General features: G+C 74.4%; 28 protein-coding genes. 12 read left to right on the top strand and 16 right to left on the bottom strand.

Annotated features, from left to right (window positions below; all coding sequences use genetic code 11):
• Positions 1-10 precede the first annotated feature (10 nt).
• Entirely contained in the window at positions 11-1,210 is a 1,200-nt protein-coding gene (locus tag QWY28_RS09555; RefSeq protein ID WP_300952268.1) for a class I SAM-dependent RNA methyltransferase, read from the bottom strand.
• Positions 1,207-3,252 (bottom strand): APC family permease, encoded by a 2,046-nt coding sequence (locus tag QWY28_RS09550; RefSeq protein WP_300952267.1) that lies wholly within the window; start codon positions 3,250-3,252, stop codon positions 1,207-1,209. The genes QWY28_RS09555 and QWY28_RS09550 overlap by 4 nt, the downstream gene beginning before the upstream one ends.
• Positions 3,253-3,346: 94 nt before the next feature.
• Between QWY28_RS09550 and QWY28_RS09545 the strand changes: the two genes are divergently transcribed.
• Together QWY28_RS09545 and QWY28_RS09540 are read left to right on the top strand one after the other, a co-directional pair.
• The gene (locus tag QWY28_RS09545) at positions 3,347-3,994 is read left to right on the top strand and encodes a potassium channel family protein (protein ID WP_439117246.1); all 648 of its coding nucleotides are present in this window, start codon (positions 3,347-3,349) and stop codon (positions 3,992-3,994) included.
• Between the two features lie 5 nt (positions 3,995-3,999).
• Positions 4,000-4,671, top strand: a complete 672-nt coding sequence (locus QWY28_RS09540; RefSeq protein WP_300952265.1) for a potassium channel family protein — start codon at positions 4,000-4,002, stop codon at positions 4,669-4,671.
• 86 nt (positions 4,672-4,757) lie between these two features.
• Here QWY28_RS09540 and QWY28_RS09535 read toward each other — a convergent pair whose 3' ends face one another.
• Entirely contained in the window at positions 4,758-5,474 is a 717-nt protein-coding gene (locus QWY28_RS09535; protein WP_300952264.1) for a DUF1275 family protein, read from the bottom strand.
• A 200-nt stretch (positions 5,475-5,674) separates the two neighbouring features.
• On the opposite strand from QWY28_RS09535, the gene QWY28_RS09530 reads away from it, so the two are divergent.
• The gene (locus QWY28_RS09530) at positions 5,675-7,624 is read left to right on the top strand and encodes an endonuclease/exonuclease/phosphatase family protein (RefSeq protein WP_300952263.1); all 1,950 of its coding nucleotides are present in this window, start codon (positions 5,675-5,677) and stop codon (positions 7,622-7,624) included.
• Positions 7,625-7,671: 47 nt separating this feature from the next.
• Here the strand turns inward: QWY28_RS09530 and QWY28_RS09525 are convergent, their stop codons facing one another.
• From QWY28_RS09525 to dut, 4 genes are read right to left on the bottom strand one after another with little or no spacing between them, the layout of a single operon-like run.
• Entirely contained in the window at positions 7,672-8,370 is a 699-nt protein-coding gene (locus QWY28_RS09525) for a DUF3159 domain-containing protein (protein WP_300952262.1), read from the bottom strand.
• Positions 8,367-8,720 carry an OB-fold nucleic acid binding domain-containing protein gene (locus QWY28_RS09520; RefSeq protein ID WP_300952261.1) on the bottom strand — a complete coding sequence of 118 codons (354 nt, stop codon included), beginning with the start codon at positions 8,718-8,720 and terminating at the stop codon, positions 8,367-8,369. Before QWY28_RS09520 ends, QWY28_RS09525 begins: the two co-directional genes overlap by 4 nt.
• Positions 8,717-9,361 (bottom strand): DUF3710 domain-containing protein, encoded by a 645-nt coding sequence (locus QWY28_RS09515; protein ID WP_300952260.1) that lies wholly within the window; start codon positions 9,359-9,361, stop codon positions 8,717-8,719. The genes QWY28_RS09520 and QWY28_RS09515 overlap by 4 nt, the downstream gene beginning before the upstream one ends.
• Before the next feature lie 27 nt (positions 9,362-9,388).
• Positions 9,389-9,853 carry a dUTP diphosphatase gene (gene dut / locus QWY28_RS09510; protein WP_300952259.1) on the bottom strand — a complete coding sequence of 155 codons (465 nt, stop codon included), beginning with the start codon at positions 9,851-9,853 and terminating at the stop codon, positions 9,389-9,391.
• Positions 9,854-9,904: 51 nt separating this feature from the next.
• Here dut and QWY28_RS09505 point away from each other — a divergent pair, with 51 nt between their 5' ends.
• The gene (locus QWY28_RS09505) at positions 9,905-10,396 is read left to right on the top strand and encodes a DUF3093 domain-containing protein (protein WP_300952258.1); all 492 of its coding nucleotides are present in this window, start codon (positions 9,905-9,907) and stop codon (positions 10,394-10,396) included.
• Between the two features lie 20 nt (positions 10,397-10,416).
• Complete coding sequence (locus QWY28_RS09500; protein ID WP_300952257.1) at positions 10,417-10,713, top strand: DUF4235 domain-containing protein; 297 nt, start codon at positions 10,417-10,419, stop codon at positions 10,711-10,713.
• 90 nt (positions 10,714-10,803) lie between these two features.
• Here QWY28_RS09500 and QWY28_RS09495 read toward each other — a convergent pair whose 3' ends face one another.
• From QWY28_RS09495 to QWY28_RS09485, 3 genes are all read right to left on the bottom strand, one after another.
• The gene (locus QWY28_RS09495) at positions 10,804-11,094 is read right to left on the bottom strand and encodes a DUF4193 domain-containing protein (RefSeq protein ID WP_154611873.1); all 291 of its coding nucleotides are present in this window, start codon (positions 11,092-11,094) and stop codon (positions 10,804-10,806) included.
• Positions 11,095-11,214: 120 nt separating this feature from the next.
• Positions 11,215-12,048: an inositol monophosphatase family protein gene (locus QWY28_RS09490; protein ID WP_300952256.1), complete on the bottom strand. Its 834-nt coding sequence runs from the start codon at positions 12,046-12,048 to the stop codon at positions 11,215-11,217.
• On the bottom strand, positions 12,045-13,178 hold the full coding sequence (locus tag QWY28_RS09485; protein WP_300952255.1) for a ferrochelatase: 1,134 nt from the start codon (positions 13,176-13,178) through the stop codon (positions 12,045-12,047). The genes QWY28_RS09490 and QWY28_RS09485 overlap by 4 nt, the downstream gene beginning before the upstream one ends.
• Positions 13,179-13,256: 78 nt before the next feature.
• On the opposite strand from QWY28_RS09485, the gene QWY28_RS09480 reads away from it, so the two are divergent.
• From QWY28_RS09480 to QWY28_RS09465, 4 genes are read left to right on the top strand one after another with little or no spacing between them, the layout of a single operon-like run.
• The gene (locus QWY28_RS09480) at positions 13,257-14,438 is read left to right on the top strand and encodes an MFS transporter (RefSeq protein ID WP_300952254.1); all 1,182 of its coding nucleotides are present in this window, start codon (positions 13,257-13,259) and stop codon (positions 14,436-14,438) included.
• Between the two features lie 36 nt (positions 14,439-14,474).
• Entirely contained in the window at positions 14,475-15,776 is a 1,302-nt protein-coding gene (locus QWY28_RS09475) for a D-arabinono-1,4-lactone oxidase (protein ID WP_300952253.1), read from the top strand.
• 40 nt (positions 15,777-15,816) lie between these two features.
• Positions 15,817-16,581, top strand: a complete 765-nt coding sequence (ddaH, locus tag QWY28_RS09470; RefSeq protein ID WP_300952252.1) for a dimethylargininase — start codon at positions 15,817-15,819, stop codon at positions 16,579-16,581.
• A complete protein-coding gene (locus tag QWY28_RS09465; RefSeq protein WP_300952251.1) occupies positions 16,574-17,230 on the top strand; it encodes a DUF998 domain-containing protein in 657 nt (218 codons plus the stop codon). The genes ddaH and QWY28_RS09465 overlap by 8 nt, the downstream gene beginning before the upstream one ends.
• On the opposite strand, the gene QWY28_RS09460 is transcribed toward QWY28_RS09465, so the two are convergent.
• The 5 genes from QWY28_RS09460 to QWY28_RS09440 form a co-directional block, all read right to left on the bottom strand.
• A complete protein-coding gene (locus QWY28_RS09460) occupies positions 17,184-17,606 on the bottom strand; it encodes an ASCH domain-containing protein (RefSeq protein ID WP_300952250.1) in 423 nt (140 codons plus the stop codon). The genes QWY28_RS09465 and QWY28_RS09460 overlap by 47 nt on opposite strands.
• Positions 17,573-18,274: a VOC family protein gene (locus QWY28_RS09455; protein WP_300952308.1), complete on the bottom strand. Its 702-nt coding sequence runs from the start codon at positions 18,272-18,274 to the stop codon at positions 17,573-17,575. The genes QWY28_RS09460 and QWY28_RS09455 overlap by 34 nt, the downstream gene beginning before the upstream one ends.
• 16 nt (positions 18,275-18,290) lie before the next feature.
• Positions 18,291-19,145, bottom strand: coding sequence for an ABC transporter permease (locus tag QWY28_RS09450; protein ID WP_300952249.1), 855 nt, complete (start codon positions 19,143-19,145; stop codon positions 18,291-18,293).
• Positions 19,142-20,128 carry an ATP-binding cassette domain-containing protein gene (locus QWY28_RS09445; protein WP_300952307.1) on the bottom strand — a complete coding sequence of 329 codons (987 nt, stop codon included), beginning with the start codon at positions 20,126-20,128 and terminating at the stop codon, positions 19,142-19,144. Before QWY28_RS09445 ends, QWY28_RS09450 begins: the two co-directional genes overlap by 4 nt.
• A 128-nt stretch (positions 20,129-20,256) precedes the next feature.
• Positions 20,257-20,874, bottom strand: coding sequence for a trimeric intracellular cation channel family protein (locus QWY28_RS09440; protein WP_300952248.1), 618 nt, complete (start codon positions 20,872-20,874; stop codon positions 20,257-20,259).
• A gap of 88 nt (positions 20,875-20,962) precedes the next feature.
• On the opposite strand from QWY28_RS09440, the gene sepH reads away from it, so the two are divergent.
• Together sepH and QWY28_RS09430 are read left to right on the top strand one after the other, a co-directional pair.
• Positions 20,963-21,961 (top strand): septation protein SepH, encoded by a 999-nt coding sequence (gene sepH, locus QWY28_RS09435; RefSeq protein ID WP_300952247.1) that lies wholly within the window; start codon positions 20,963-20,965, stop codon positions 21,959-21,961.
• A gap of 470 nt (positions 21,962-22,431) precedes the next feature.
• The gene (locus QWY28_RS09430) at positions 22,432-24,429 is read left to right on the top strand and encodes an SDR family oxidoreductase (RefSeq protein ID WP_300952246.1); all 1,998 of its coding nucleotides are present in this window, start codon (positions 22,432-22,434) and stop codon (positions 24,427-24,429) included.
• Here the strand turns inward: QWY28_RS09430 and QWY28_RS09425 are convergent.
• The gene (locus QWY28_RS09425) at positions 24,410-25,249 is read right to left on the bottom strand and encodes a sulfurtransferase (RefSeq protein ID WP_439117243.1); all 840 of its coding nucleotides are present in this window, start codon (positions 25,247-25,249) and stop codon (positions 24,410-24,412) included. The genes QWY28_RS09430 and QWY28_RS09425 overlap by 20 nt on opposite strands.
• Before the next feature lie 50 nt (positions 25,250-25,299).
• On the opposite strand from QWY28_RS09425, the gene QWY28_RS09420 reads away from it, so the two are divergent.
• The gene (locus tag QWY28_RS09420) at positions 25,300-25,953 is read left to right on the top strand and encodes a thymidine kinase (protein WP_300952244.1); all 654 of its coding nucleotides are present in this window, start codon (positions 25,300-25,302) and stop codon (positions 25,951-25,953) included.
• Positions 25,954-26,109 lie beyond the last annotated feature (156 nt).

The raw sequence follows: 26,109 nt of genomic DNA, 5'->3' as shown, positions 1-26,109 counted from the left end.
TCCGCGCGCGTCAGCTGCTCGGGACCCGCTCCAGCAGCGCGACGCACTCCACGTGGTGGGTCATCGGGAACAGGTCGAAGGCCCGCAGCGTGGTGAGCCGGTAGCCGTGCTCGGCGAAGACCGCCACGTCGCGGGCCAGCGCCGCCGGGTCGCACGCGACGTACGCCACCGCGCGCGGCGTGCGGGCGACGACCTGCTCGACCACCGGGCGGCGCGCGCCCTCCCGCGGCGGGTCGAGGACGACGAGGTCCCAGTGCCCGTCGTACGCCGCCGCGAGCACCTCGTCGACGCCTCCGGCGGTGACCTCGGCCCCGGGGCAGTTGGTCGCGGCGTGCCCGGCCGCGGTCGGGTCGCCCTCGACGGCGGCCACCCGGCCGGTCTCCCCCACGGCCTCGCCGAGGAACCGCGCGAACAGCCCCACGCCGGCGTACAGGTCGAGCACGGACTCCCCCGCCCGCGGCTCGAGGAGCCCGAGCACGGTCTCGACGAGGACCCTCGGCGCACCGGGGTGGACCTGCCAGAACCCGTCGGCGGCGACCTCGAACGCCTGCGTGGAGGTCGGGCCGGCGACCTGCTCGGTCGCCGTCCCCGGCCGCGGCTCGCGGGCCTCGGGGTGGGCGATGCGGCAGTCGTCGATCACGACGACCTCGCGGGAGCGGTGCTTGCGCAGGCCGCGGCTGCCGTCGGGCAGGCGGACGTACTGCTGCCGCGTGCGCCAGCGCAGGCCGGCCAGCTGCTCGGGCAGGTCGCCCTCGACCGCCTCGACCGTGACCGGGACGTCGAGGCCGGCGAGGCGGCGCAGCTGCTCGGCGACCACCTCGGCCTTGAGCGCGCGCTGGCGGCCGAGGTCGACGTGCTGGAAGTCGCAGCCGCCGCAGCGGCCGGGCCGGGCGTAGGGGCAGGGCGGCTCGACGCGGTCCGGGGAGGCCTCGAGGACCTCGACGACGTCCCCACGCCAGAACCGGTCGCCCTCGGTGCCCTCGGTCAGCTCCAGGACGACCCGCTCGCCGGGGATGGCGTGCCGGGTGAACACCACGCGGGTCTCGACGGGCTCGGCCGACGGGTCCACCGTCACCCGGACGATGCAGTGGCCGCCGTGCGCGACCGGGCCGACGACGGCCTCGAAGCGACGGCCGACGACCGAGGCGCCGCGCGCCTGGCGCTGGCGCGGCGCCGGGCGGCCCCGCCGCTGGGGCGGGCGCGGGCTCATCGCTGGACCTGCCGGTCGTCGGAGCGGCGCTCGACCCGGCCGCGCCGGAGGTCGCCGGGCCGGACCCGGGTGGCCTCGCGGCGGACCCGCTCGCGGGCGATCTCGGAGGAGCGCAGCTGGAAGGGCACGGAGATGACCATGACACCCGGGCTGAACAGCAGCCGCCCCTTGAGCCGCAGCGCGGTCTGGTTGTGGAGCAGCTGCTCCCACCAGCGCCCGACGACGTACTCCGGGATGTAGACAGCGACGACGCCGCGCGGGTTGGCCTTGCGGATCTCGCCGGCGTACTCCACGACCGGCCGGACCAGCTCGCGGTACGGCGAGTGGAGCACCTTGAGCGGCACGTCGATCCGGCGCTCGTCCCAGTCCGCGAGCAGGCGGGCGGTCGCCTCGGTGCCGTCGTCGACATACACGCCCTCGAGCACGTTCGGCCGGGTCGCCTTGGCGAAGGCCAGCGCTCGCAGCGTCGGCTTGTGCAGCTTGGAGACCAGCACGATCGCGTGCACGCGGGTCGGCAGCGCCTTGTCACCCTCGTCGGCGGCGAGCTCCTCGGCCACCTGGTCGTAGTGGCTGCGGATCCCCTTCATGAGCAGGAAGAAGCCGCCCATGGCGAGGATCGTGATCCAGGCGCCGGCGAGGAACTTGGTGAACAGGATGATCACCAGCACCACCGCGGTGAAGGACAGCCCGACGGTGTTGATCGCGCGCGAGCGCACCATCCGCCGGCGGGCCGCGGGGTCGCGCTCGGTCTGCAGCGCCCGCGTCCAGTGCCGGATCATGCCGAGCTGGCTGAGGTTGAAGGAGACGAAGACGCCGACGATGTAGAGCTGGATGAGCCGGGTGGTCTCGGCGTCGAAGAGGTAGATGAGCGCGATGGCCATGACGGCGAGGAAGACGATGCCGTTGCTGTAGGCCAGCCGGTCGCCCCGGGAGCCGAACGCGCGGGGCGCGAAGCCGTCCTTGGCGAGGATCGACCCGAGCACCGGGAAGCCGTTGAACGCGGTGTTCGCGGCAAGCACCAGGATGATGCCGGTGACGGTGACGACGACGTAGAACGCCGGCGAGAACTCCTGGAAGACCGCGCGGGCGATCTGCGCGATCACCGCGTGCTGCTCGTAGTCGGCCCCGACGGGCTGGCCGTCCTGCACCAGCCGGTCCAGGTCGTGCGGGTCGACGTAGCGGATGCCCATCTGCCGGGCCAGCACGATGACGCTGACCATCATCGAGATCGCGATCAGGCCGAGCAGCAGCAGCGTCGTCGCCGCGTTCTGGCTCTTGGGGCGGCGGAACGCGGGCACGCCGTTGGAGATCGCCTCGACGCCGGTCAGCGCCGCGCAGCCGGAGGAGAAGGCGCGGGCGAGCAGGATCAGCAGGCCGATCGTGGTGAGCGGCTCCTCCAGGCCGGGCTCGGGCTCGATCGTCAGGCCGGCGGACTCCACGTCGGGCAGGTCGCCCATCGCCAGGCGGAACAGCCCGAAGGCGCACATGCCCAGGATGGCCACCATGAAGAGGTAGGTCGGGACCGCGAAGAACGTCCCGGACTCGCGGATGCCGCGGAGGTTCATCGCCATCAGCGCCAGCACCGCGACGGCGGCCACCGTCGGCTCGTGGCCGATGAGCGAGGGGATCGCCGCGGCGGCGTACTGCGCACCGGAGGAGATCGACACCGCCACCGTCAGCACGTAGTCGACCAGGAGCGCGCTGCCGACGGTCATGCCGGCGGTGCGGCCGAGGTTGACGGTGGCGACCTCGTAGTCGCCGCCGCCCGACGGGTAGGCGTGCACGGTCTGGCGGTACGACGCCACGACGACCGCCATGACCAGCGCGACCGCGAGCGCGATCTTCCACGACCACACGTAGGCGGACGCCCCCGCGAGGGAGAGCATGATGAAGACCTCGTCCGGGGCGTAGGCCACCGACGACAGCGCGTCGCTGGCGAAGACCGGCAGCGCGATCCGCTTGGGGAGCAGCGTCTCGCCGAGCTGCGAGCTCCTCAGCTTGCGGCCCAGCAGGATCCGCTTGGAGACGTCCCCGACACTCACGGGCGGCAACGGTACCTCTCCGCGGGCCCACCGGACGCTTCGCGGAACTTTCCCGGCGAACCGCGGGTACGGTTCCCCCGTGCACGTCGTGATCATGGGCTGCGGCCGAGTCGGCTCCACCCTCGCCCGCAGCCTCGAGGACCGGAACCACACGGTCTCCATCATCGACAGCGAGCCCGACGCGTTCCGCCGTCTCGGACCCGGTTTCAACGGCGACAAGATCGCCGGCGTGGGCTTCGACCAGGAGGTCCTCGAGAAGGCCGGCATCCGTCGCGCCGACGCCTTCGCCGCGGTCTCCTCCGGCGACAACTCCAACATCATCGCCGCGCGTGTCGCGCGGGAGACCTTCGGCATCCAGCAGGTCGTGGCCCGCATCTACGACCCCGGCCGCGCCGAGGTCTACCAGCGGCTCGGCATCACCACGGTCGCGACCGTGAAGTGGACCGCCGACCAGGTGCTGCGCCGGCTGCTGCCGGCCGGCGCCGAGCCGGACTTCCGCGACCCGTCCGGGACGATCCGCGTCGACCACGTGCCGGTGCCGCAGGTCTGGGTCGGCCACCGGACCATCCACTTCCAGGAGCAGACCGGCAGCCGGATCGCCTGGATCGACCGGCTCGGCGAGGGGATGCTCCCCAAGCGGGAGACCGTCATCCAGGAGGGCGACCTGATCCACCTGGTCGTCCGCGAGGAGAACGCCGAGCACGCCATGAAGGTCATCAAGCGCGGACCGCAGGAGGACTGAACGGCATGCGCGTCGCCATCGCCGGAGCCGGAGCCGTCGGCCGCTCCATCGCCCGAGAGCTCATCCAGAACGGCCACGAGGTCCTGCTGATCGACAAGAACCCCGACTCCATTCGGCCCGAGCGCGTCCCCGACGCCGAGTGGCTGCTCGCCGACTCCTGCGAGCTCTCCTCGCTGGAGGAGGCGCGGATGGACCGCTGCGACGTCGTCATCGCCGCCACCGGCGACGACAAGGTCAACCTCGTGACCTCGCTGCTCGCCAAGACCGAGTTCGGCGTGCCGCGCACGGTCGGCCGGGTCAACCACCCCAACAACGAGTGGCTGTTCACCGAGGCCTGGGGCGTCGACGTCAACGTCTCGACCCCGCGGATCATGTCCGCCCTCGTCGAGGAGGCGGTCACGGTCGGCGACCTGGTCCGACTGTTCACCTTCCGCCAGGGCAACGCCAACCTCGTCGAGATGACGCTGCCGTCGGACTCGCCGTACGTCGGCAAGCCGAGCGGCCTCATCCCGCTGCCCGACAACTGCGCGCTCGTGACGATCCTGCGCGACGGCCAGGTCTACGTGCCCGACGCCGAGCAGCCCGTGGAGTCCGGCGACGAGCTGCTCTTCGTGGTCCCCGCCGAGGGCGAGGACGCCCTCGAGCGGCTGCTCGCCCCCTCCACCCACGGCGGCTGAGCCGCGGCTGTTCCTCCCCGGGGTTCGCGGCGCTGGTGCCGGCGCCGGGAGCGGCTGCGGGGGCGGCCGCCGGGAGCCGGACGGGATCAGGCCGGCGTGGCGCGCCGGGTCGGTCGGGCGTGCAGCTCGCCGACCACGGCCACCACGGCGATGAGCACGCCGGCGAGCGCGAGGCCGGCGCCGAGGTGGAGCTGCAGGGCCGCGGCGCCCGCGGTCGCGCCGAGCAGGATCAGGACGACCGCGAGGACCCGGCGAGCGGTGCTCCCCGGGCGGCCGGCACCGAACCAGGAGTCCGCGGCCAGGCCGGTGATCGTGCTGGTCACGACCACGGTGGTGACGTCCTTGACCGCGATGTGGCGGGCCACGGCGGCCTGCATGCCCATCGCGGCGGCCGCGAGGGTCGTCGTGGTCACCATGACCGACTGCTCGGGGTGGTTCCCCGCCACGGCGAGCAGGCCAGCGAGGCCGAACATCACGAGCGCCACGACGGCGAGCAGCCACGTCGTGCGGGCTCCCCACGGGTCGATCGTGGTCCGCAGCACCCGCCCGGAGCCCGCGGCGCCGACCATGAACCCGACGAGCGCAAGCGCGGGCCCGAGGACCGGCAGGCCGGTGTCGCCGACGAGCGCCATGCCGAGGATGACCACGTTGCCGGTCATGTTGCCGGTGAAGACCCGGTCCAGGCCGAGGTAGCCCACCGCGTCGTTGATCCCGGTGGTGAACGTCAGCACCAGCATCAGCCACAGGTGCATGCGCGCGGCGGGCACGGCCCGCCACCGGGACCGGCGTACGTCGGTCGTCATCTCGGGGAGCCTCCTGCGGCGGGTCTGCGGGCGCGCGGCCGCCCCGTCGGCGGCCGCGCCGGGAGCATCGTCCCGGAACTACAGCGTTGTAGTTGCGCCGGACCGCTTGTGTGTGACTGATGTGACTGGTGTGATCAGTGCGCTCGGTGCGACCCGACCGCCCGAGGGACGGGCACGGGTGCCCGGCAGGAGGCGAAGTCATGGGTGTTCCGGTCACGGTGCGACGCGGTCGACGGCGACCCGCACGACGCGTCGGTCTCGCGCGCGCGCTGGCGGCAGGCACCGCCGCCACGCTGCTGGGCGCCGTCCTGGCCGTGCCCGCGGGCGCGGCGACGGGCGGCGCGGCGCGGCCCTCCCCGACGGCCGGCGTCTCGGTGACCGACGACGTGACCGACGAGGTGACCGCCGAGCCGGCCGCGCCGTTCCGGGCGTTCACGCTCAACGTCTGCTACTGCCTCTCCCCCGCCAAGGCGATGGCCGACGTGCGCCGGGTGCTGCCGCTGGCCGACGCCGGCGGCCTGCAGGAGTTCTCCGACGCGGTCGACCGCGCCAACCTGATCACGCTGCTGACCGCCGAGGACTGGGGCTGGTACATGCCCACCACCGGCGGCGCCACCATCCCGATCATCTGGGACCGCTCGCGCTTCCGGCTGCTCGAGGGCAACACCATCAAGGTGCACCCCTCGGAGAAGGGCGTGACGCCGGCCCGGTACATCAACTCGGTGCGGCTGCGCGAGATCGCGACCGGCGAGGTGTACGCACTGGTCAACGCCCACACGATCGCGCGGGCCTCCCACGACGCCCGGCTCACCGACATGCGCCGCATCCCCCGCCTGCGCAAGCACCTCCAGCTGCTGCGCGGGGAGATCGAGCGGCTCTTCGGCACCACCGAGCACGTCTTCGCCGGCGGTGACCTCAACGTCAACTACCTCGCCGACCGCAACCGCCGCCTCGCCGGCCTGCCCACCAACGCCCTGGGCGACCTGGTGCGCTTCGACATGCCGCTGGTCGGCTCGCGCGGGACGCGCTCGCTGCTCGACTACACGATGACCGTCCGCTCCGCCGGCGGCCTGGTCCCGACCGACCAGCGCGTCGTCCGCGGCTTCGCCTCCGACCACGACGCGGTCGTCGTGACCTACCAACCGCAGCAGCTCCTCGCCGACGGGCCGGTCTTCAACGACCCGACCGCCGACCCGGCCGCCCCCGCCGCCGGGACCGCCGTCCGCGACCGGCAGGTCCGCGCGGTCCGCAACGCCGAGCCCGGCGACACGGTCCGGCTCGCGACCGCACGCCTCGACGACCCCGTCCTCGAGGAGGCGCTGCTCGCCGCGGCGCTCGAGGGCGTGCAGGTGCGCGTCGTCACCGGTGCGGTCACCCCCGCGCTCACCCGCATCCAGGCCGCGCTCGGCACCGACACCGCCGCGGCGTCGTACGCCCTCGCCTGCCCGGCCGCCTGCCTCGACGGCGGCCGCCACGAGGTCGAGGCGCTGCTCGTCGACCGGCTCGCGCGCACCACCGACCTCACGGTCGTCGCCAGCGCCGCGGCCGTCCCCGCCAGCACCACCGCGTGGACGACCGGCTTCGTCTCGACCGACCCGGCGACGTACGAGACGTACGGCGCCGTCCTCGACCGCCTCGTCGCCGCGGCCGGCGGCGCCCCCGAGCCGCTGCCCGCCGCCGACGTCCCCGCGACCGAGGAGCCCGCCCCGAGCGGCGCCGTGCCGGCGCTGACCTACCCCGTGACGGCCGGCGCGACCGACCCCGTGCTCGACGCGCTCGCCCCCGTCGGCTGCGCCGGCACCACGGTGCGCGCCGTCGTCCGGTCGTGGGCCGGCGCCCGCGGCCGTGCCGTGGCCGACCGGCTCGCCGCGCTCCGCACCGCCGGCTGCGACGTGGCCGTCGTGGTCGGCTCCGGCGTGCTGAGCGGGGTCACGTCCCGGCTCACCGCCGCCGGCGTCGCCGTCACGGTCGCCAAGGTCGCCCAGACCACCCTCGTCGTCTCCGGCGGCGACGTCACCCGAGCCTGGGTCGGCGGCCCGCCGTGGACCGACCGCGGCCTCACCAGCACCGGCCTGGCCCTCGAGGTGTCCGACCCCGCCGTCGTCGACGCCTACGTCGACGCGTTCGACCGGATCGCCCCGCCCGCCTGACCGGGCCGCGGGCCGGGCACGCCGCTCGGGGCGTCTGCAGGCGAGGCTCAGGCGGTGACGGGCGTGCGGTCGCGGCCGAGCACCCAGGCCATGCCGGCGAGGGCGGCCAGCTGGAGCGGCCAGCCGAGCGCGATCTTGAGCACGCCGAGCGCGGCGACGACGGTGTCGACGTCCATCGTCCCGCTGTTGCCGGCCAGCCAGAGGGGCGCCTGGACGAGCACCCGCAGGAAGCACGGCAGCACCAGCAGCCAGGTCAGCGTGGTGCACAGGCGCACGACCTGCCGGTCCTCGTGCCACGCGGTGGCGTCGCCGGTGACGCTGCCGACCATGAACCCGACGAGCGGCCAGCCGACCAGGCAGGTGAGCGCGAGGACGACGGTGTAGCCGCCGTTGTAGAGGATGCCGGGCAGGAAGTACGCCAGCGCCTGGTCGTCCTCGCTGCCGCCGCGGCTGGCGGCGATGCGGACGAAGAGCCAGCCGATGCCGATGCCGAAGAGGGCGTTCAGCGCGAACTGCACGGTCGAGCGCTGCACCAGCCGGACGACCAGCGCGAGCACGGCCGCCGCCACGCTGACCACGAGGGCCACGACGAGCTCGCGGGTGGTCAGCCACAGCGCGGTGAACAGGATCGTCGGCACGGCCGCCTCGACCATGCCGCGCCGGCCGCCCAGCGCCTTGGCCAGCTGGGCCCGGACGACCGACTCGACGGTCTCGACGGTCGCGGGGCGCTCCTGCTCGGTCGTCACGGGAGCAGCTCGTAGCGGGGGTTGTAGATGGTGCGGACGCCGTCGTGGGTGCCGATCCGGCCCTGCACGTCGACCGAGCGGCCCGGGACGATCCCGGCGATCTGGCGCCGACCGAGCCAGACGACGGTCAGCACGCCGGAGCCGTCGAACAGCTCGGCCTCGAGGGCGGGCACGCCGCCGCGGGGCCGGAGCGTCACGGTGCGCAGCGTGCCGCGCAGGTGCACCCGCTCGCGGTCCGGGGCGGCGGCGATGGTGGCGCAGTCGGGGGCGGCGTACGTCTTGCGGAGGTCCCGCGCGTGCTGGTCGTTGGTGTCGGCCCAGCGATTCAGGGTGCGGCGGAGCCGGCTCATCCCAGCCGCCTCGCGCCCTCGGGCATGGTCACCGGCAGCGGCTCGCCGGGCGGGACGGCGCCGGCGCCGCGGCGTACGGCGACGTTGGTGACGACGTCCTCCCACTCCCGGCCGGCCTCGGGGTCCACGGCGGGCCGGCCGAGCAGGGTGGCGCGCAGCAGCCAGCGGGGGCCGTTGATGCCGATGATCCGCGACGGCTGGGTCGCGGACTGGCCGTCGGCGCGGGTGACCGGCAGGTCGCAGAGGAGCTCGGTGCCGAAGCGGCCCTCGCGCTCGGTGGCCGTGCCGCCGCGCTGGGCCATCTCGGCCACGATCCGCGGGCGCAGCTCGCTCCACAGGTCGCCGTTGCGGGGGGCGGCGAAGGCCCGCAGCTCGAGGGCGCCGTCGGTGCCGGTGAGCAGGACCGCCTGGACCTCGCCGGTGCGCTCGTCGACCTGCAGGCGCAGCTCGCGGTCGGGCGCGGCGGCGATGAGCAGGGACCCGAGGTCGACCCGCTCGCCGTCACCCGGCGGCAGCTCCGCGGAGTCGTAGGGCCCGACCGGAGCGGTCGCGCCCGCGGCGTCGTCGGCGTGCGCGCCATCGCCGGTCGATCCGCCCGCGGGCGTGGGGTCGACGGACTTGCGGCGGAACTTCACGGACATCTCCCTCGACTGGCTGGTCGGGGACGGTCAGGGACGACCGAACCCCCCGGTAGAACCGTAACCTCCGGTGCCGCGCGCGGAGGAAGGCAGGACGTCGACCTCGACGAACCGCGCGGTCTCGACGCGCTGGACGACCAGCTGCGCGATCCGGTCGCCCCGCCGCAGCTCGACCGGCTCGGCCGGGTCGAGGTTGACGAGCAGCACCTTGACCTCGCCGCGGTAGCCGGCGTCGACGGTGCCGGGTGCGTTGACGATGGACACGCCGTGCTTGGCGGCCAGCCCGGAGCGGGGGTGGACGAGCGCGACGTACCCCTCGGGCAGGGCGATGGCGATGCCGGTCGGCACGAGCGCCCGCTCCCCCGGCGCCAGCACGACGTCGACGGTGGTGACCAGGTCGGCGCCGGCGTCACCGGGGTGGGCGTAGGCGGGCAGCGGGAGGTCCGGGTCGAGCCGGACCACGTGGATGTCGAGGTCGGTTCGGGAGTCGGGCACATCGGGACCCTAGAGCAGCCGCGGGACGAGCGGGATGGGAGGCTGTGACGCGTGTCAGCGCCCGTCCCGACCCAGCCCGCCGACCACCGCGAGCGCCTCGGCGTGCCGCTGCGGTGGTGGGTGCAGGCCACGATGTTCGTGGCGTCGCTCTGGCTGGCGCTGGTCGTCGCGGTCCCCGGCGTCCTGGCGTGGAGCGCCTCCGCGGTGCTGCTGCTGATCGCCGTCGCGCTCCTGGTGGGGTACGGCGCCGCGCCGGTGGTCGTGGCCGACGGGGAGCTGCGCGCGGGCCGCGCCCGGATCGGCGTCGAGCACCTCGGCGAAGCGCGTGCCCTCGACGCCGAGGAGACCAAGCGGGTCGCCGGCCCCGAGGCGGACGCGCGGGCCTACCTGCTGCTGCGGCCATACCTGAAGCGGGCCGTGCGGGTGACGGTCACCGACCCGGCCGACCCGGCGCCGTACTGGCTGGTCAGCACCCGCCACCCCGACCGGCTCGCCGCCGCGGTCACCGCCGCCCGCGCCGGTGCCGGCGACATGCCGGCCTGAGCGCTGGGTACTGTCCCGCCATGGCATCTGACTCCTCCAAGGTGTGGTCCGTCTTCTCCCTCGCCTCCGCCCTCGGCGCCGCGGCGCTCGCCAAGAAGGGACTGGACAAGACCTGGCAGGTCGCGACCGGCCGGAAGCCCCCCGAGAACCCGGCCGACCCGGACGTCGAGCTGCGCGAGGCGGTCGCGTGGGCCGTGGCCAGCGGTGTCGCCGTCGGGCTCGCCCGCATGCTGGCCCAGCGCCGGGCTGCGTCGTACTACACGCGCTCGACCGGCCACCTGCCGCCGGACCTGCGCAAGGACAACCAGAAGGCCTGACCAGAAGGCCTGACCGGGACGGCTCCCGGGGCCGGACAGGCGAAAGGCCCGCGACCAGGTGGTCGCGGGCCTCTTGCGTTCAGTCAGTCGTCACACGCAGTCGCGGCAGATCATCTTCTTCTCGTCGGCCAGCTGGCTGCGGTGGTGGACCAGGAAGCAGCTCATGCAGGTGAACTCGTCGTCCTGCTTGGGCTTCACCTCGACGGCGAGCTCCTCGTGCGAGAGGTCCGCGCCGGGCAGCTCGAAGGACTCGGCCGCCTCCGCCTCGTCCTCGTCGACCTTCCCGGAGTTCTTGTCGTGGCGACGCGCCTTGAGCTCCTCGATGGACTCCTCGGACTGCTCTTCCTCGTTCTTGCGCGGTGCGTCGTAGTCCGTCGCCATGCGTCGCTCACTCCCCTCGGGCTCGATGTGCCACCAACGGCGCGCCAGATTGTGCACCATCGGTCGGCGGTTGCCCACACCGGGCGGCGGGGCAGGTCGGGAACGTCTGGGGCAAGTGCCCTATTCCCCGGCCGCGTAACCGGAGTCGACGACGGCGGCGAGCAGCTCGTCGAACCCGTGGGCGGGCGCCGCGACCAGCAGGTCCCGGCCGCCGACGCCCGGCAGCAGCGCGGTCCGCGCGCCCGCGGCGCGGGCCACCAGTGCCCCGGCGGCGTGGTCCCACAGGTGCACGCCCTCCTCGACGTAGCCGTCGACGAGGCCCTCCGCGACGTGGCACAGGTCCAGCGCACAGGCGCCCAGGCGGCGTACGTCGCGGACGCGCGGCAGCAGCCGCACCAGCGCGCGGGCCTGGAGCTCGCGCAGGTCGCTGTCGTAGGAGAAGCCGGTCGCCACCAGCCTGCGACCCAGCGGGGTCGGCGGCGCCACCCGGATCCGCTCGCCGTCGCGGGTCGCCACGCCCGTGCCGCCGGCGGCGAGGTGCGCGACGTACTCGGTGCCGGTCGCGGCGTTGACGACGACGCCCGCCACGACCTCGGCGGTGCCGTCGGGACCGGTGGCCTCGGCGGCCACGGAGACGGCGTACTGCGGGATTCCGTAGAGGAAGTTGACGGTGCCGTCGATGGGGTCGACGACCCACCGCACGCCGCTGGTGCCGGCGACGTCGTCGCCCTCCTCCCCCAGGACGGCGTCGTCGGGGCGCCGCTCGCGCAGCATCGACCGGATGAGCGCCTCGCTCGCCCGGTCGGCCTCGGTGACGACGTCGACCTCGCTGGTCTTCGTCGCCGCCACGCCGACCCCGCGGGCGGCGTGCTCGCGCACGACCCCCACGGCCGCGCGGGCGACCTCGAGCGCGACGTCGCGGAGGGCCTCGGGCGACGCCGGTCGGTCGGTCACTGGTCGATCGGCTCGCGCTCGCCGGTCAGGGTGGGCACGGCGCCGCGCGGGTTGGCGCAGCAGCCGACCGGGCAGCGGTCCCACATCGGGCCGGTGGCGCCGACCGCGGCACGGGCCACCTCCTCGCCGCGCTCGACCGCGGCCCGCTCGAGCAGCAGGTCGCGGACCGCGCGGACGAACCGCGGGTCGGTGCCGGCGGTCGCGGCACGGCGAGCGGGGAGCCCGAGCTCCTCGGCGGTCGCCATCGCCTCGGTGTCGAGGTCGTAGATGACCTCCATGTGGTCGGAGACGAAGCCGACGGGCACCATGACCACCGCCGGCACGCCCTGCTCCTTGAGCGCCGCGAGGTGGTCGTTGACGTCGGGCTCGAGCCACGGGACGTGCGGGGCACCGGAGCGGGAGCAGTAGACGAGCTCGTGCGCGTGCTCCCGGCCGGTCTCCTCGCGGACCCGGTCGGCGACGACGCCGGCGACGTCGAGGTGCTGGCGGACGTAGGCGCCGCCGCCCTGCTCGGGCGGGCCGCTCGCGTCGTTCATCTGGGTGGGGATCGAGTGGGTCACGAACGCCAGGTGCGCGCCGTCGCGCACGTCGTCGGGCAGGTCGGCCAGCGCGGCGAGGGTCGCGTCGACGACGGGCTCCACGAAGCCGGGGTGGTTGAAGTAGTGACGCAGCTTGTCCAGCTTCGGGGCCGGCGCACCCTCGGGGAGGCCGTCGACGGCGGCGTGGAGGTTCTCGCGGTACTGCCGGCAGCTCGACCAGGAGGAGTAGGCGCTCGTCATGAAGCACGCCGCCCGCTGCACCCCGTCGGCGGCCATCTGGGCGAGCGTGTCGGTGAGGTAGGGGTCCCAGTTGCGGTTGCCCCAGTAGACGGGGAGGTCGACGCCCGCGTCGGCCAGGTCGGCCCGCAGCTCCCCGAGGAACGCGCGGTTCTGGTCGTTGATCGGCGACCTGCCGCCGAAGAGGTGGTAGTGCTCGCCGACCTGCTCCAGGCGCTCGCGCGGGATGCCCCGGCCGCGGGTGACGTTCTCGAGGAACGGGACGACGTCGTCGGGCCCCTCCGGCCCACCGAAGGACACGAGCAGGAGGGCGTCGTACGGCGCCGGGTCGGGCGCGGCGGCGGGGCTGGACATGGCCTCATCGTAGGGAGCGCGGACAACGCTCCGACGATTGGTGGGGGCCTCCGGGCCGGCCTTAGGTTGACCTCCGCCATGACCGCCCTCGCCACCTACCGCCGGATCCTGGCCCACCCCGGCGCCGCCCTCTTCAGCGCCACCGGACTGGTCGCCAGGTTGCCGATCTCGATGGTCGGGCTCGGCATCGTGCTGCTCGTCGAGTCCTCCACCGGGTCCTACGGCGTCGCCGGCGCCGTGTCGGCGGCGTACATGGTCGCCAACGCCGTCCTCGCGATCGTCCAGGGCCGACTGCTGGACGCGCTGGGCCAGGGCCGCGTGCTGGCGACGGCGAGCGTCGTCTTCGGCGTCGCGATGGTCGCGCTGGTGACCTCGGTGGAGGCCGGCTGGTCGCTCGGCGCGACGTACGCCGCGGCGGCGTTCGCGGGCGGCTCGCTCCCCCAGATCGGCTCGTGCGTGCGGACCCGCTGGTCACACGTCCTGCAGGCGCCGGAGGACAAGCAGACGGCGTACGCGCTCGAGGCGGTCGCCGACGAGGCGGTCTTCATCCTGGGCCCGATCCTCGTGACGCTCCTGGCCACGACGGTGGACCCCGTCGCCGGGCTCGCGGTCGCCATCGTCGCCGGGGTCGGCGGCAGCCTCGCCTTCGCCGCGCAGCGCTCGACCGAGCCGCCGCCGCACCGCCACGACCGGACCGCGGGCGCGCGGCCGCCGCTGCCCTGGCGCACCGTGACGCCGCTGGCCATCGGCAGCGCCGCCCTCGGTGTGCTGTTCGGCGCGGCCGAGGTCACGACCGTCGCCTTCGCCGAGGAGCAGGGCAACGAGGCGTACGCCGGCGGGCTGCTCGCCCTGTGGGCGCTCGGCAGCCTGGTCGCCGGCTTCGCGACCGGCGCCGTCTCGTGGCGCCGCGGGCCCGCGGTGCGGGTGCGCTGGGGCGCCTTCGCGATGGCCTGCGCGATGGCGCCGCTGTTCTTCATCGACCAGGTGTGGCTGATGGGCCTGGTGCTCCTGGCCGGCGGCCTGGCGATCGCGCCGACCCTCGTGGCCACCATGTCGCTGACCGAGCAGGTCGTGCCCGCGAGCCGGCTCACCGAGGGGATGGCGATCATGCAGACCGGCCTGGTCGCCGGCGTCGCCCCCGGCGCCACGATCAGCGGCTTCGTCGTCGACCACTCCGGCGCGTCGGCCGCCTACCTGGTCAGCCTCACCGCCGGCGTGGTCGCCGCGCTCGCCGCCCAGCTGCTGCCCCGGGGCGACTGACCCGTTTCCGGGCCCCTGGCCGATAGGTTGCGCCTCGTGGAGTGGAGCAACTGGTCGGGGCTGGAGCACGCACGTCCGAGCCGGGTGGTGCGGCCCGCCGACGCGGCGGGGATCGCGGCCGAGGTCATCCGGGCCCGCGAGCGCCGCAGCACGGTGAAGATGGTCGGCACCGGCCACTCGTTCACCGCGATCGCGGCCCCCGAGGAGACCATGCTGCTCCCGACCGCGATGGCCGGGATCGTCGCGGTCGACCGCGAGGCGATGACCGTCACCGCGCTGGCCGGCACCAAGCTGCAGGACCTCAACGAGGGGCTCGAGCGGCTGGGGCTGAGCCTGCACAACATGGGCGACATCGCCGAGCAGACGCTCGCCGGCGCGGTCTCGACCGGCACCCACGGCACCGGCGGGCTCGCGGGCGGGCTGGCCGCCCAGCTGGCCGGCCTGGAGCTGGTCACCGGCACCGGCGAGGTGGTCCGGGCGACGTCCGAGGAGCACCCGGAGGTGCTCGAGCACGCGCGGGTCGGGCTCGGCGCGCTCGGGGTGCTGACCACGCTGACCTTCCGGGTCGAGCCGCTGTTCCTGCTGGAGGCCCGCGAGGAGCCGATGGCGTGGGACGCCGCGCTGGCGACGTACGACGAGATGACGGCGGGCAGCCACCACGTCGACCTCTACTGGTTCCCCCACACCGACCGCACCCTGGTCAAGCGCAACGACCGCCTCGCCGCCGACGTCTCCGAGGCCGAGCCGCTGGCGCGGTGGCGCTCGTGGCTCGACGACGACTTCCTGTCCAACACGGTCTTCGGCGCGCTCAACGCGGCGGCCAACCGCGTCCCCCGGGTGATCCCGCGGATGAACCAGGTCAGCGCGCGCGTGCTGGGCGCCCGGACCTACAGCGACGTCGCGCACCGGGTCTTCACCTCGCCGCGGCACGTCGTCTTCCGGGAGATGGAGTACGCCGTGCCGCGCGAGGTCGGCCTCGAGGTGCTGCGCGAGTGCCGACGCGTCATCGACGCCTCCGACGTCACGGTCGCCTTCCCCGTCGAGGTGCGCTCGACCCCGGCCGACGACGTGCCGCTGTCGACCGCGTCGGGGCGGGACTCGTTCTACCTGGCCTTCCACACCCACCGCGACGCCGACCACCGGCGCTACTTCGGCCTGGTCGAGCCGGTGCTCCGCGCCGCCGGTGGCCGCCCGCACTGGGGCAAGGTGCACACGATGTCGGCGGCGGACCTCGCTCCGGTCTACCCGCGGTTCGCCGACTTCCTCGCCGTGCGCGACCGGCTGGACCCCGACCGGGTCCTCGCCAACGCCTACCTGCGGCGCGTGCTCGGCGACTGACGGGACCCGGACCTGGGCGGCCGTGCGGCAGGATCCCCCCATGCCCCGCCGCGCGCTCGTCCGCCGCCCCAGCCCCCGCCTGGCCGAGGGGCTGCTCACCCACGTCGAGCGGGTCCCGGTCGACGTCGACCTCGCACTGCAGCAGTGGGACGGTTACGTGGCGGCCCTCCAGGCGGAGGGCTGGGAGACCGTCGAGGTGCCGCCGGCCCCCGAGTGCCCGGACTCGGTCTTCGTCGAGGACACCGTCGTCGTCCTCGCCGACCTCGCCGTGGTCACCCGGCCCGGTGCCGACGAGCGGAAGCCCGAGACCGCCGGCACCGAGCAGGTGCTGCGAGAGCTCGGCTACCGGATGGAGCGGATCGAGGCGCCCGGGACGCTCGACGGCGGGGACGTGCTCAAGCACGACGGCACCGTGTGGGTGGGCCTGGGTGGGCGGACCGACCGGTCCGGCGCCGAGCAGCTCGCCCGGCACCTCGAGCCGCTCGGCGCCCGCGTGGTCGGCGTACCCCTGACGAAGGTGCTCCACCTCAAGTCCGCGGTGACCGCCCTCCCGGACGGGACCGTCGTCGGCTTCGAGGAGCTGGTCGACGACCCCTCGGTGTGGACCTCGTTCCTCCCCGTCCCGGAGGAGCCCGGCGCGCACGTCGTCCTCCTCGACGAGGAGACCGTGCTGATGTCGGCCGCCGCGCCCGCGACCCGGCGGTTGTACGAGGACCGGGGCCTGCGCGTCGTCGCCGTGGACATCACCGAGTTCGAGAAGCTCGAGGGCTGCGTCACCTGCCTGTCGGTGCGGCTGCGTGGCTGACCTCGGCCCCGGCCGCCGGGCCGTCGCGCGGTGGGGAGCGCTCGCACTGCTCGTGCGGCCCGCGTACGTCGCGGCGGAGCTGTTCGTGGCGGCCGGCACCACGGGCGACTACAGCCTCCTCGGCGACTCGATCAGCCGGCTGGGCGAGTCGGGCTGCTCGGCGGCGTACTGCTCGCCGCGGCACGACCTCATGAACGGTGCGTTCGTGGTGTCCGGTGCCCTGCTGGCCGGTGGCGCGGCGCTGCTCGGCCGGGCTCTCGGGCCATGGGTCAGCGGGCTGCTCGTCGTCTCCGGGCTGAGCTCGGTCGCGACGGGCCTCGCGCCACTCGACGAGGACGTCACGCTGCACGTCGTCGCCGCGGCGCCGCTGTTCGTCGCGCAGCCGGTCGCGCTGGTCGCCCTCGGCGTCCGCCTGCACGCCGACTCGCCGCGGCTCGCTCGTGCCCTGGTGGCCACCGGCGTCGTCACCGGAGCGGCGGGCGCGGCGTTCGTGCTCGTCGGCGAGGGCCCCGCGTCGGGCGCCCTCGAGCGGCTCGCGCTCTGGCCCGTGCTGGTCGCGGTGGCGGCCGCCGCGGGGACCGTGGTCCGCCCCGGGCGACCGCTCAGGCGAGCCGGAACCGCAGGCAGACGACGCTCGTCTCGTCGGTGACCGGAGTGCCCAGGCGCGCCCAGTAGCGACGGTGACCCTCGCGCCAGTCCGCGAGGTCCGCGTCGCCCTCGCCCTCAGCCTGCGCGAAGGACCACGGCACGTCACCGAACGCGACCACGTCCACCGCGGTCACCTCCACCGTCGCGACGTGCCGGCCGTCGTCGTCGACCAGCGCCAGCCGCTCGCCGACGTGCTCCAGCTCCTCGTCCTCGTCGTCGTACTCCGCCAGCAGGCCGGCCGTCGCCTGCTTCTCCCCTGCCAGGACGAGCCCGTTGAGCTCCTCGCGCAGCCCGCCGGGCGTGCCGAGCTCGAGGGCGCGGAGCCGGCCCACGCGCGGCCACGTCACGAGCCGCTCGCCGGCGGGAGCGAGGTGCACACGCACGCCTTGTTGCCGTCCGCGTCCGCGAGCACGGTGTACGACGGGGCCTGGCTGTCGTCCACGACGATCCCGCCGGCGGCGACCGCCGCGGCGATCCGCTGCTCGGCGACCTCCGGCGCGACCCACACGTCGAGGTGGAACCGCTGCCGCGGCTCGTCGTGCGGGTCGGTCCGCTGGAACCACAGCCCCGGCACCTGGCCGGTGGCGTCGCGGACGTCGTCGGAGGTCGAGCCGAGCCCGACGGCGTCGGTGGAGCCGGTCAGCAGGGCGGCCCACACCGGTGCGAGCAGCCCGGAGCGGGCCGTGTCGAGCGCCAGCTCGATCGCGGTGATCCCGGCCGGCTCGGCGACCGCGCCCTGCTCCTCGGCGAGCCCGGTGATCCGGCGGGCGAGGTCGACGTCGCGCCGGGTCACCCACTCGACGACGTGCTCGACGCCCTCCTCGTCGCGGTAGGTCGCGTCGTGGCTGACCAGCCGCAGGTCGACGTGCCCACGGGTCACCGACACGCGGGGCTCGGCGCCGGCCGCGGCCGCCGCGTCGGCCACCGCGGCGACCAGCCGGGCGCCGGCCGCGAGGTCCGCGACGGCGTACCGCGCGTGCAGCGCCTGGCCGAGCTTGCGCCAGTCGGCCAGCCCGGCCGCGGCGATCTCCGCGTTCGACAGCATGTCCACCGTGGGCCCCTCAGGTCTTGCGGTTGTAGAGCCGCAGGGCGATCGGCGCGAACACGGCGGTGATGACGACCGAGAGGAGCACGACCAGCGAGATGTCGCCGCCGTCCGCGGCGTCGTCCATCAGGCCGCGGGCGGCCTCGACGAGCAGGGTGACCGGGTTGACGTCGACGAAGGCCTGGAGCCAGCCCGGCATCGTCTCCGGCGGTGCGAAGACCGAGGAGACGAAGGTCAGCGGGAAGAGCACCATCATCGAGATGCCCATGACCGCGTTCGGGGTGCGGACCTTGAGTCCGACGATCAGCCACAGCCAGGTGAGCGAGACGCAGAACAGCACCAGCAGCGCGACGGCCGCGACCACCCCGAGGAGCCCGCCCGGCGCGCGGTAGCCGATCGCGACGCCGACGGTCAGCACGACCGTCGAGGCGATCACGTAGCGCAGCGCGTCGCCGAGCAGGGCGCCGACCAGCAGCGCCGGCCGCCACACCGGGAGCGACCGGAAGCGGTCGAAGACGCCCTTCTCGATGTCGGTGTTGATGGTCATGGCGGTGTACATCGTGATGAAGACGACCGTCTGGGTGAGGATGCCGGGCAGGGCGTACTGGAGGTACTCCCCCGGCGAGCCGGCCATCGCGCCGCCGAAGACGTAGGTGAACATCAGCGTGAACATGATCGGGAACATCGTCACGTCGAAGAGCTGCTCGGGGACGTGCTTGATCTTCAGCAGCGCCCGCCAGCCGTAGGTGAGCGAGGCCGAGACCGGCCCCGCGTGCCGGGGCCGGCCCGCACCGCCGACGGCGGCGATGACCGACGCGTCGAGGGCGGGGTCGTCCTGGTGGGCGCTCTCGGCCCGGGTCGTGGTCGTCATGCCGGGACCTCCTCTGCGGTGGGCTCACGGGTGGTGCCGTCGTCGGCGGGACGGCCGGTCAGGGCGAGGAAGACCTCGTCGAGGCTGGGCTGGCCCAGGGAGTACTCACTGACCCGCAGGCCGTGCTCGCCGGCGCGGTGGAGCGCGCCGGCCACGCGGGTCGCGTCGGCGACCCGGAAGGACAGCGAGGCCGGGTCGGAGTCGAGCACCGCCTCGGCGTCGAGCGCCTCGGCGAGCATGGCGGCCAGGGCCGGCCGGTCGGCCGGGTCGGCGACGCGGACCTTGACCGCGCCGGATCCGACCGAGGCCTTGAGCTCCCCGCTCGTGCCCTCCGCGATCACCCGGCCGTGGTCGATGACCGCGATCCGGTCGGCGAGCTGGTCGGCCTCCTCGAGGTACTGCGTGGTCAGCAGCACCGTCGTCCCCGCGCGCACCAGCGCGCGGACGATCTCCCACACCTGGTTGCGGCTGCGCGGGTCCAGGCCGGTGGTCGGCTCGTCGAGGAACATCAGGTCGGGGCGGACCACGATCGACCCGGCGATGTCGAGCCGGCGCCGCATGCCGCCGGAGTACGCCTTGACCTGCTTGCGAGCCGCCGCGGTCAGGCCGAACGCCTCCAGCAGCTCCGCCGCGCGCTCCTTGGCCGCCGCGCGGGAGTAGCCCTGGAGGCGGGCGATGAGCACGAGGTTCTCGCTGCCGGAGAGGTCCTCGTCGAGCGAGGCGAACTGCCCGGTCAGCGCCACCCGTGACCGCACCTCCGCGGCCTCGTGGGCCACGTCGTGGCCCAGGACGTACGCCGTGCCGCCGTCGGGCGGGAGCAGGGTCGCGAGCATCCGGATGGTCGTGGTCTTGCCGGCGCCGTTGGGCCCGAGCACGCCGTACACGCCGCCGGCCGGGACGGCCAGGTCGACGCCGTCGACGGCACGCGTCTCGCCGAAGGTCTTGACGAGACCGTGGGTCTCGATGGCCAGGTCGGGTGTCATGCGCGTCACGCTGCCACCTCGCACCGACAGTGGCCATCCGGGTTTCGTCTGGGTCGCATGGATCCTCCGACCGGGGCCGAGCGCCGGACTCATCGGCGCGGGCCGCCCGAACGGGCGAGGACCGCGGTTCAGACGCTGGCAGCCCCCGAGGGCCGCGGCGCCTGCCAGCCGCGCCAGAGCGCCAGCAACCGCCACACCAGGCACACGAGCGCGCCGAGGACGGTGACCACGGTCCGCGGGGCGTCCAGCTCGGTGCCGGCCACCGCGACGAACGCGCCCGCCAGCGCCGGCGTGGCGTACAGCTCGCCCCGGAAGACCACCGGGACCCGCCCGGCGAGCAGGTCGCGCAGGATGCCGCCGCCGATGCCGGTCGTCATCCCCAGCAGCGCGGCCGGGACCGGGCCGAGCCCGTGGTCGAGCGCCTTGAGCGCGCCGGCGACGCAGAACAGCGCCAGGCCGAAGGCGTCGAAGACGTTGACGGTCCGCTCCATCCGGCCCAGCGTCGGGTGGTAGCCGAAGGTCAGCAGCCCGGCCACCACGGGCACCGCCAGGTAGCGCCAGTCGGTCAGCGCGGCCGGCGGGGCGGCGTCGATGAGCAGGTCGCGGAGGAACCCGCCGCCCAGGCCGGTCGTGCCCGCGAGGAGCAGCACGCCGAAGACGTCGAGGTCCTTGCGGACCGCGACCAGCCCACCGGAGATCGCGAAGACGAAGATCCCGACCAGGTCGAGGACGACGAGCGTCGGCACGCTCGGAGGTTACCCGTCCCGGGCGTCGCCCTGGCGTAGGCTCTGGGCCCACGACCAGCAGGAACGACCGGGCAAGGACCAGACACCCATGGCGCACCTCGAGCTCACCGGAGTGAGCGAGGACGGGAAGCGCCTGCTGCTGACCGACGACAGCGGTGCCGAGCACGAGCTCGACATCGACCAGCGCCTCCGGAGCGCCCTGCGCGAGCACCAGCCGAGACGTCAGGAGAAGCAGATGGAGAGCACCCTCCGGCCCCGCGACATCCAGGCCCGGATCCGCTCCGGGGAGTCTGCCGAGGACGTCGCCGCCGCCGCGGGCACCACGGTGGACCGGATCATGGCCTTCGCGGGCCCCGTGCTCGCCGAGCGCCAGCACGTCGCCGATCGCGCCCAGCGTTCCTCGGTACGTCGCCGGGCCGGCGAGGCCGCGGGGACGGCGCGCACCCTCGGCGAGGCCGTCGAGGCGCACCTGCGCTCGCTGCACGTCGACCCCGAGCGGGTCGAGTGGGACTCCTGGCGGCGCGACGACGGCCGCTGGAACCTCGTCGCGGCGTACGAGACCTCGAAGCGGAGCGGCATCGCCGAGCTGACCTTCGACCTGCCGGGGAACTTCGTGCTCCTCGACAACGACGACGCCCGCTGGCTGGTCGGCGAGGCGCTGCCCGAGCCCGCCCCGACCCGCGACGACCTGCAGCACGCCCGGCAGCGCCGGCTCACGACCGTCGACCCCGTCGACCAGGAGCTGCCGCTCGGCGACGACGCGATCCAGCTCGTCCACGACGAGCCGGTCGACGCCTTCCTCGACACCGAGCCCCCGGCCGAGCCGACCGTCGCCGCCCGCGAGCACGAGCTGGTCGAGCAGGCCGCCGACGCCGCCGCACTCGACGACGCCCCCACCACCGAGCAGCCGGCCGTCCGCGACGAGCCCCCGGCCGCGGCCGCGGCCGCGGAGCCCGCCGAGCCCGCCGCCGACGAGCCCGCGTCGCAGGAGCAGCCGCCCCCGCGCCGCCCCGTCCGCAAGAGCCGCGGCCGCGCCTCGGTCCCCAGCTGGGACGAGATCATGTTCGGCGGCGGCAAGCAGGACTGAGCCGCCGGCGGGGGTGCGGGTTTCCCCTGAGTAGTCCGGCCGGCCCGCCGGTCGCCCGACGTACGCCGCGGGCGGGCGCAGCGCGGGCGGCGGGATGTCGGGGTCCCCGGTTGACCGGGGACCCCTGCACATACCACGGGAGATCTGCCCCGATATGTGCAGGACTCCCGTGGTATGTCGGCTCACAGGCCCCGCCCATGGCAGGGCAGGACCTCCGAGCGACACGGGAGCCGACGCCCCGGCCCGCCCGCACGCGGGAACGGCGTCCCCGAGGCCGCAGCTCGGCTCACCGGGCTTCGACACGCTCAGGCCTGGCGGCCTTCGCTGCTCGACCAGCGGGGCGGCCTTCGCTGCTCGACCGGCGGGGCGGCCTTCGCTGCTCGACCAGCGCGGCGGCCTTCGCTGCTCGACCAGCAACGACCGACCAACGACCAGCGACCGCAGGGCCGCCGCGGGAGTAGGGTCCGCGCATGTCGTACTTCGTGACCGGCGCCACAGGGTTCATCGGCCGCCACCTGGTCCGGGAGCTGCTGGACCACCGCGAGGGTGAGGTGTTCGTGCTGTGCCGGGCGTCCTCGCTGCCGCGGCTGGAGGCGCTGAGGCGCAGGTGGCGAACCGACCGCGTGGTGCCGGTGGTCGGCGACCTGACCGAGCCGACGCTCGGGGTCGACGAGGCGTGGGTCGCCGAGCACGCGGGCGAGGTGGAGCACCTGTTCCACCTGGCCGCGATCTACGACATGACCGCCGACGACGCCGCGAACGAGGCGATGAACGTCGACGGCACCCGCCACACCCTCGAGCTGGCCCACGCGCTGGGGGTGCGACACCTGCACCACGTGAGCTCGGTGGCCGTCGCGGGCGACTTCCGCGGCCGGTTCGACGAGACGATGTTCGACGAGGGCCAGCACCTCCCGTCGCCGTACCACCGCACCAAGCACGAGGCGGAGCGGATCGTCCGCGAGGAGGCGGAGGTCCCGTGGCGGGTCTACCGCCCGGCGATCGTCGTCGGCCACTCCGAGACCGGCGAGATGGACAAGGTCGACGGGCCCTACTACTTCTTCCCGCTGCTCAAGACGCTGCGCGACACCCTGCCCGGCTGGCTGCCGATGGTCGGCGTGGACATCGGCGACACCAACCTCGTGCCGGTCGACTACGTCGCCTCCGCGATCGACCACCTGGCGCACCTGCCGGGCCACGACGGCGAGGCGTTCCACCTCGTCGACCCGCAGCCGACGCCGGTGATCGAGGCGGTCGACGCGTTCTGCGCCGCGGCCGGCGCGCCCCGGTTCGTGACCTCCCTCGACGGGCCGGGCCTGCTCCCCCGGGTGCTGCGGCCGGCCTCGCTGCTCGCGGGCGTCGTGGGCAACCCGGTCGTGCAGAAGGCGCTCGACCCGCTGACCAGCCGCATCGGGATCCCGGCCGAGGTGCTCGCGCACACGTCGTTTCCGACGGTCTTCGCCTCCCGCCGCACCGAGCGCGCGCTGGCGGGGTCCGGCATCGGCGTGCCCGACCTGGAGGGCTACGCGCGGACGCTGTGGTCGTGGTGGGAGGAGCACCTGGACACCTCCACCGGCGACGACCCGCGGATCCGGTCGGCGCTGCGCGGCAAGCACGTGGTGATCACCGGCGCCTCGTCCGGAATCGGCGAGGTCACCGCGCTGAAGGTCGCCCAGGCCGGCGGCGTACCCGTCCTGGTCGCGCGCGGCAAGGACAAGCTCGAGGACCTCCAGGCGCTGATCGAGCTGCGCGGCGGGACCGCCCACGTGCACCCCTGCGACCTCTCCGACCTCGAGGCGATCGACGAGCTCTGCGCGACGCTGGTGACCGAGCTGCCGTCGGTCGACGTCGTGGTCAACAACGCCGGCCGCTCGATCCGCCGGTCGCTGAAGCTGTCCGAGGACCGCTTCCACGACTTCGAGCGCACGATGCAGCTCAACTACTTCGGCGCCGTGCGGCTGGTGATGGGCCTGCTGCCGGCGATGCGCCGGCAGAAGCGCGGCCACGTGGTCAACGTCAGCTCGATCGGCGTGCAGACCAACCCGCCGCGCTTCTCGGCGTACGTCGCCTCCAAGTCGGCCCTGGACTCCTGGAGCAACGTCGTCTCCAGCGAGCTGGTCGGCGACGGCGTCACGTTCACCAACATCCACATGCCGCTGGTGCGGACGCCGATGATCGCGCCGACCAAGCTCTACGACAAGTTCCCCACCATCTCACCGGCGCAGGCCGCCGACCTCGTCGTCGAGGCGATCGTCGAGCGCCCGCACGAGATCAACACCCTCCTCGGCAACGCCGGCGCGGTGGCGCACACGCTGGCGCCGCGGACGACGTTCCGGGTGCTCAACCTGGCCTACCAGGTCTTCCCGGACTCCACGGCCGCCAAGGGCCGCGACCGCTCGGAGGGCCAGGCGGCGTCGCGGGAGTCCGAGCAGCTGATGCTGGCGCGGGTCTTCAAGGGCGTCCACTGGTAGGTCCGGTCGCGACCGGCCGCGCCGGGTCGGCCACCCACTCGCTCCAGCTGCCCGGCCACAGCGCCGCCGGCACGCCCGCGACCTCCATCGCGAGCACGTCGTGCGCGGCGGTCACCCCCGACCCGCAGTACGCGGCCACGTCGGCGTCCGGCGTGGCCCCGACGGCCGCGTAGAGCTCGCGCAGCTCGGCCGGCCCGCGGAACCGCCCGTCGGCCCCCAGGTTGGCGCTCGTCGGCACGTTCACCGCGCCGGGGACGTGCCCGGCCACGGGGTCGACCGGCTCCACCTCCCCGCGGTACCGCTCGGCCGCCCGCGCGTCGACGAGCACCCCCACGTCCAGCGCCCCGTCCACGTCCACCACCGGCATGCCGCCGGGCCGCGCGACGAAGTCCCCCGGCTCCAGCGTCGTCGGCCCGGTCTCCACCGGCCCGCCCGCCTCGAGCCAGGCCGGCCAAGCCCCGTCGAGCACCCGCACGTCGGGGTGCCCGTGGAAGCGCAGCAGCCACCACGCCCGTGCCGCGGCGTGCCCGGCCCAGTCGTCGAGGACCACCACGGCGCGGTCGCCGCGGACCCCGGCGCGACGCATCGCGGCCTGGAGCACCTCGACCCCCGGCAGCGGGTGGCGCCCCCGCGGACCGGCCGGCGCCGCGAGGTCGGCGTCGAGGTCGACGTACGCCGCCCCGGGCACGTGGCCGCGCTCGAACTCCTCGCGGCCCGGCGGGCCACCGAGCCGGTAGCGCACATCGAGCACCGTGACGGCGGAGGCGTCGCGGGCGAGCAGGGCGACCAGCTCGGGGGCCGGGATCAACGGTGTGGTCACGACCACCATCCTGCCGCGTGCGCGGGACGCGTCCGTGACAGGATTCCCCGGTGGCGGAACTGCACTTCTTCACCGGGACGATGGACTCCGGCAAGTCGACCCTCGCGCTCCAGACCAACCACAACCACGCCGCCCGCGGCCGGTCGGGCCGGATCTTCACCGCGCACGACCGGGCCGGCGAGGCGCTCATCTCCAGCCGGCTCGGGCTGACCCACGAGGCGCTCGAGGTCGGGCCGGACTTCGACTTCTGGCGCTACGTCGTCGACTCCCTGACCCACGGCGGGCGGATCGACTACCTCATCTGCGACGAGGCGCAGTTCTACACCCGCGACCAGGTCGACCAGCTCGCGAAGGTCGTCGACGAGCTGCAGATCGACGTCTTCGCCTTCGGCATCCTCACCGACTTCCGCACCGCGCTCTTCGAGGGCTCCCAGCGCCTGGTCGAGCTCGCCGACCGGATGAACGTCCTCCAGGTCGAGGCGCTGTGCTGGTGCGGCAAGCGGGCGACCCACAACGCGCGCACCGAGAACGGCGCGATGGTCGTCGAGGGCGAGGTGATCGTCGTCGGCGACGTCGACGAGGCCGGCACCGCGCCCGCGGACGTCGCCTACGAGGTGCTCTGCCGACAGCACCACCGGCGCCGGCTCACCGCCGCCCGCGCCCAGGCCGTCTCGCTCGCGCCCGAGCCACTTCCCTTCGGCTGAGCCGACCGCTGCCCCACCCGCGTCGCTCGAGCCGTCCGCCGCCCCTACGGCTACTTACCACGGGAGTCCTGCACATACCGGGGCAGATCTTCCGTGGTACGTGCAGGGGTCCCCGGTCAACCGGGGACCCCGACACCCCGGCAGCCCCACGAAACA

The organism is Nocardioides oceani (assembly GCF_030412965.1).
GTDB classification, from domain to species: Bacteria; Actinomycetota; Actinomycetes; order Propionibacteriales; family Nocardioidaceae; genus Nocardioides; species Nocardioides oceani.
Note: the sequence above shows the minus strand (reverse complement) of the source record. Positions and strands in the feature narration are given on the sequence as shown.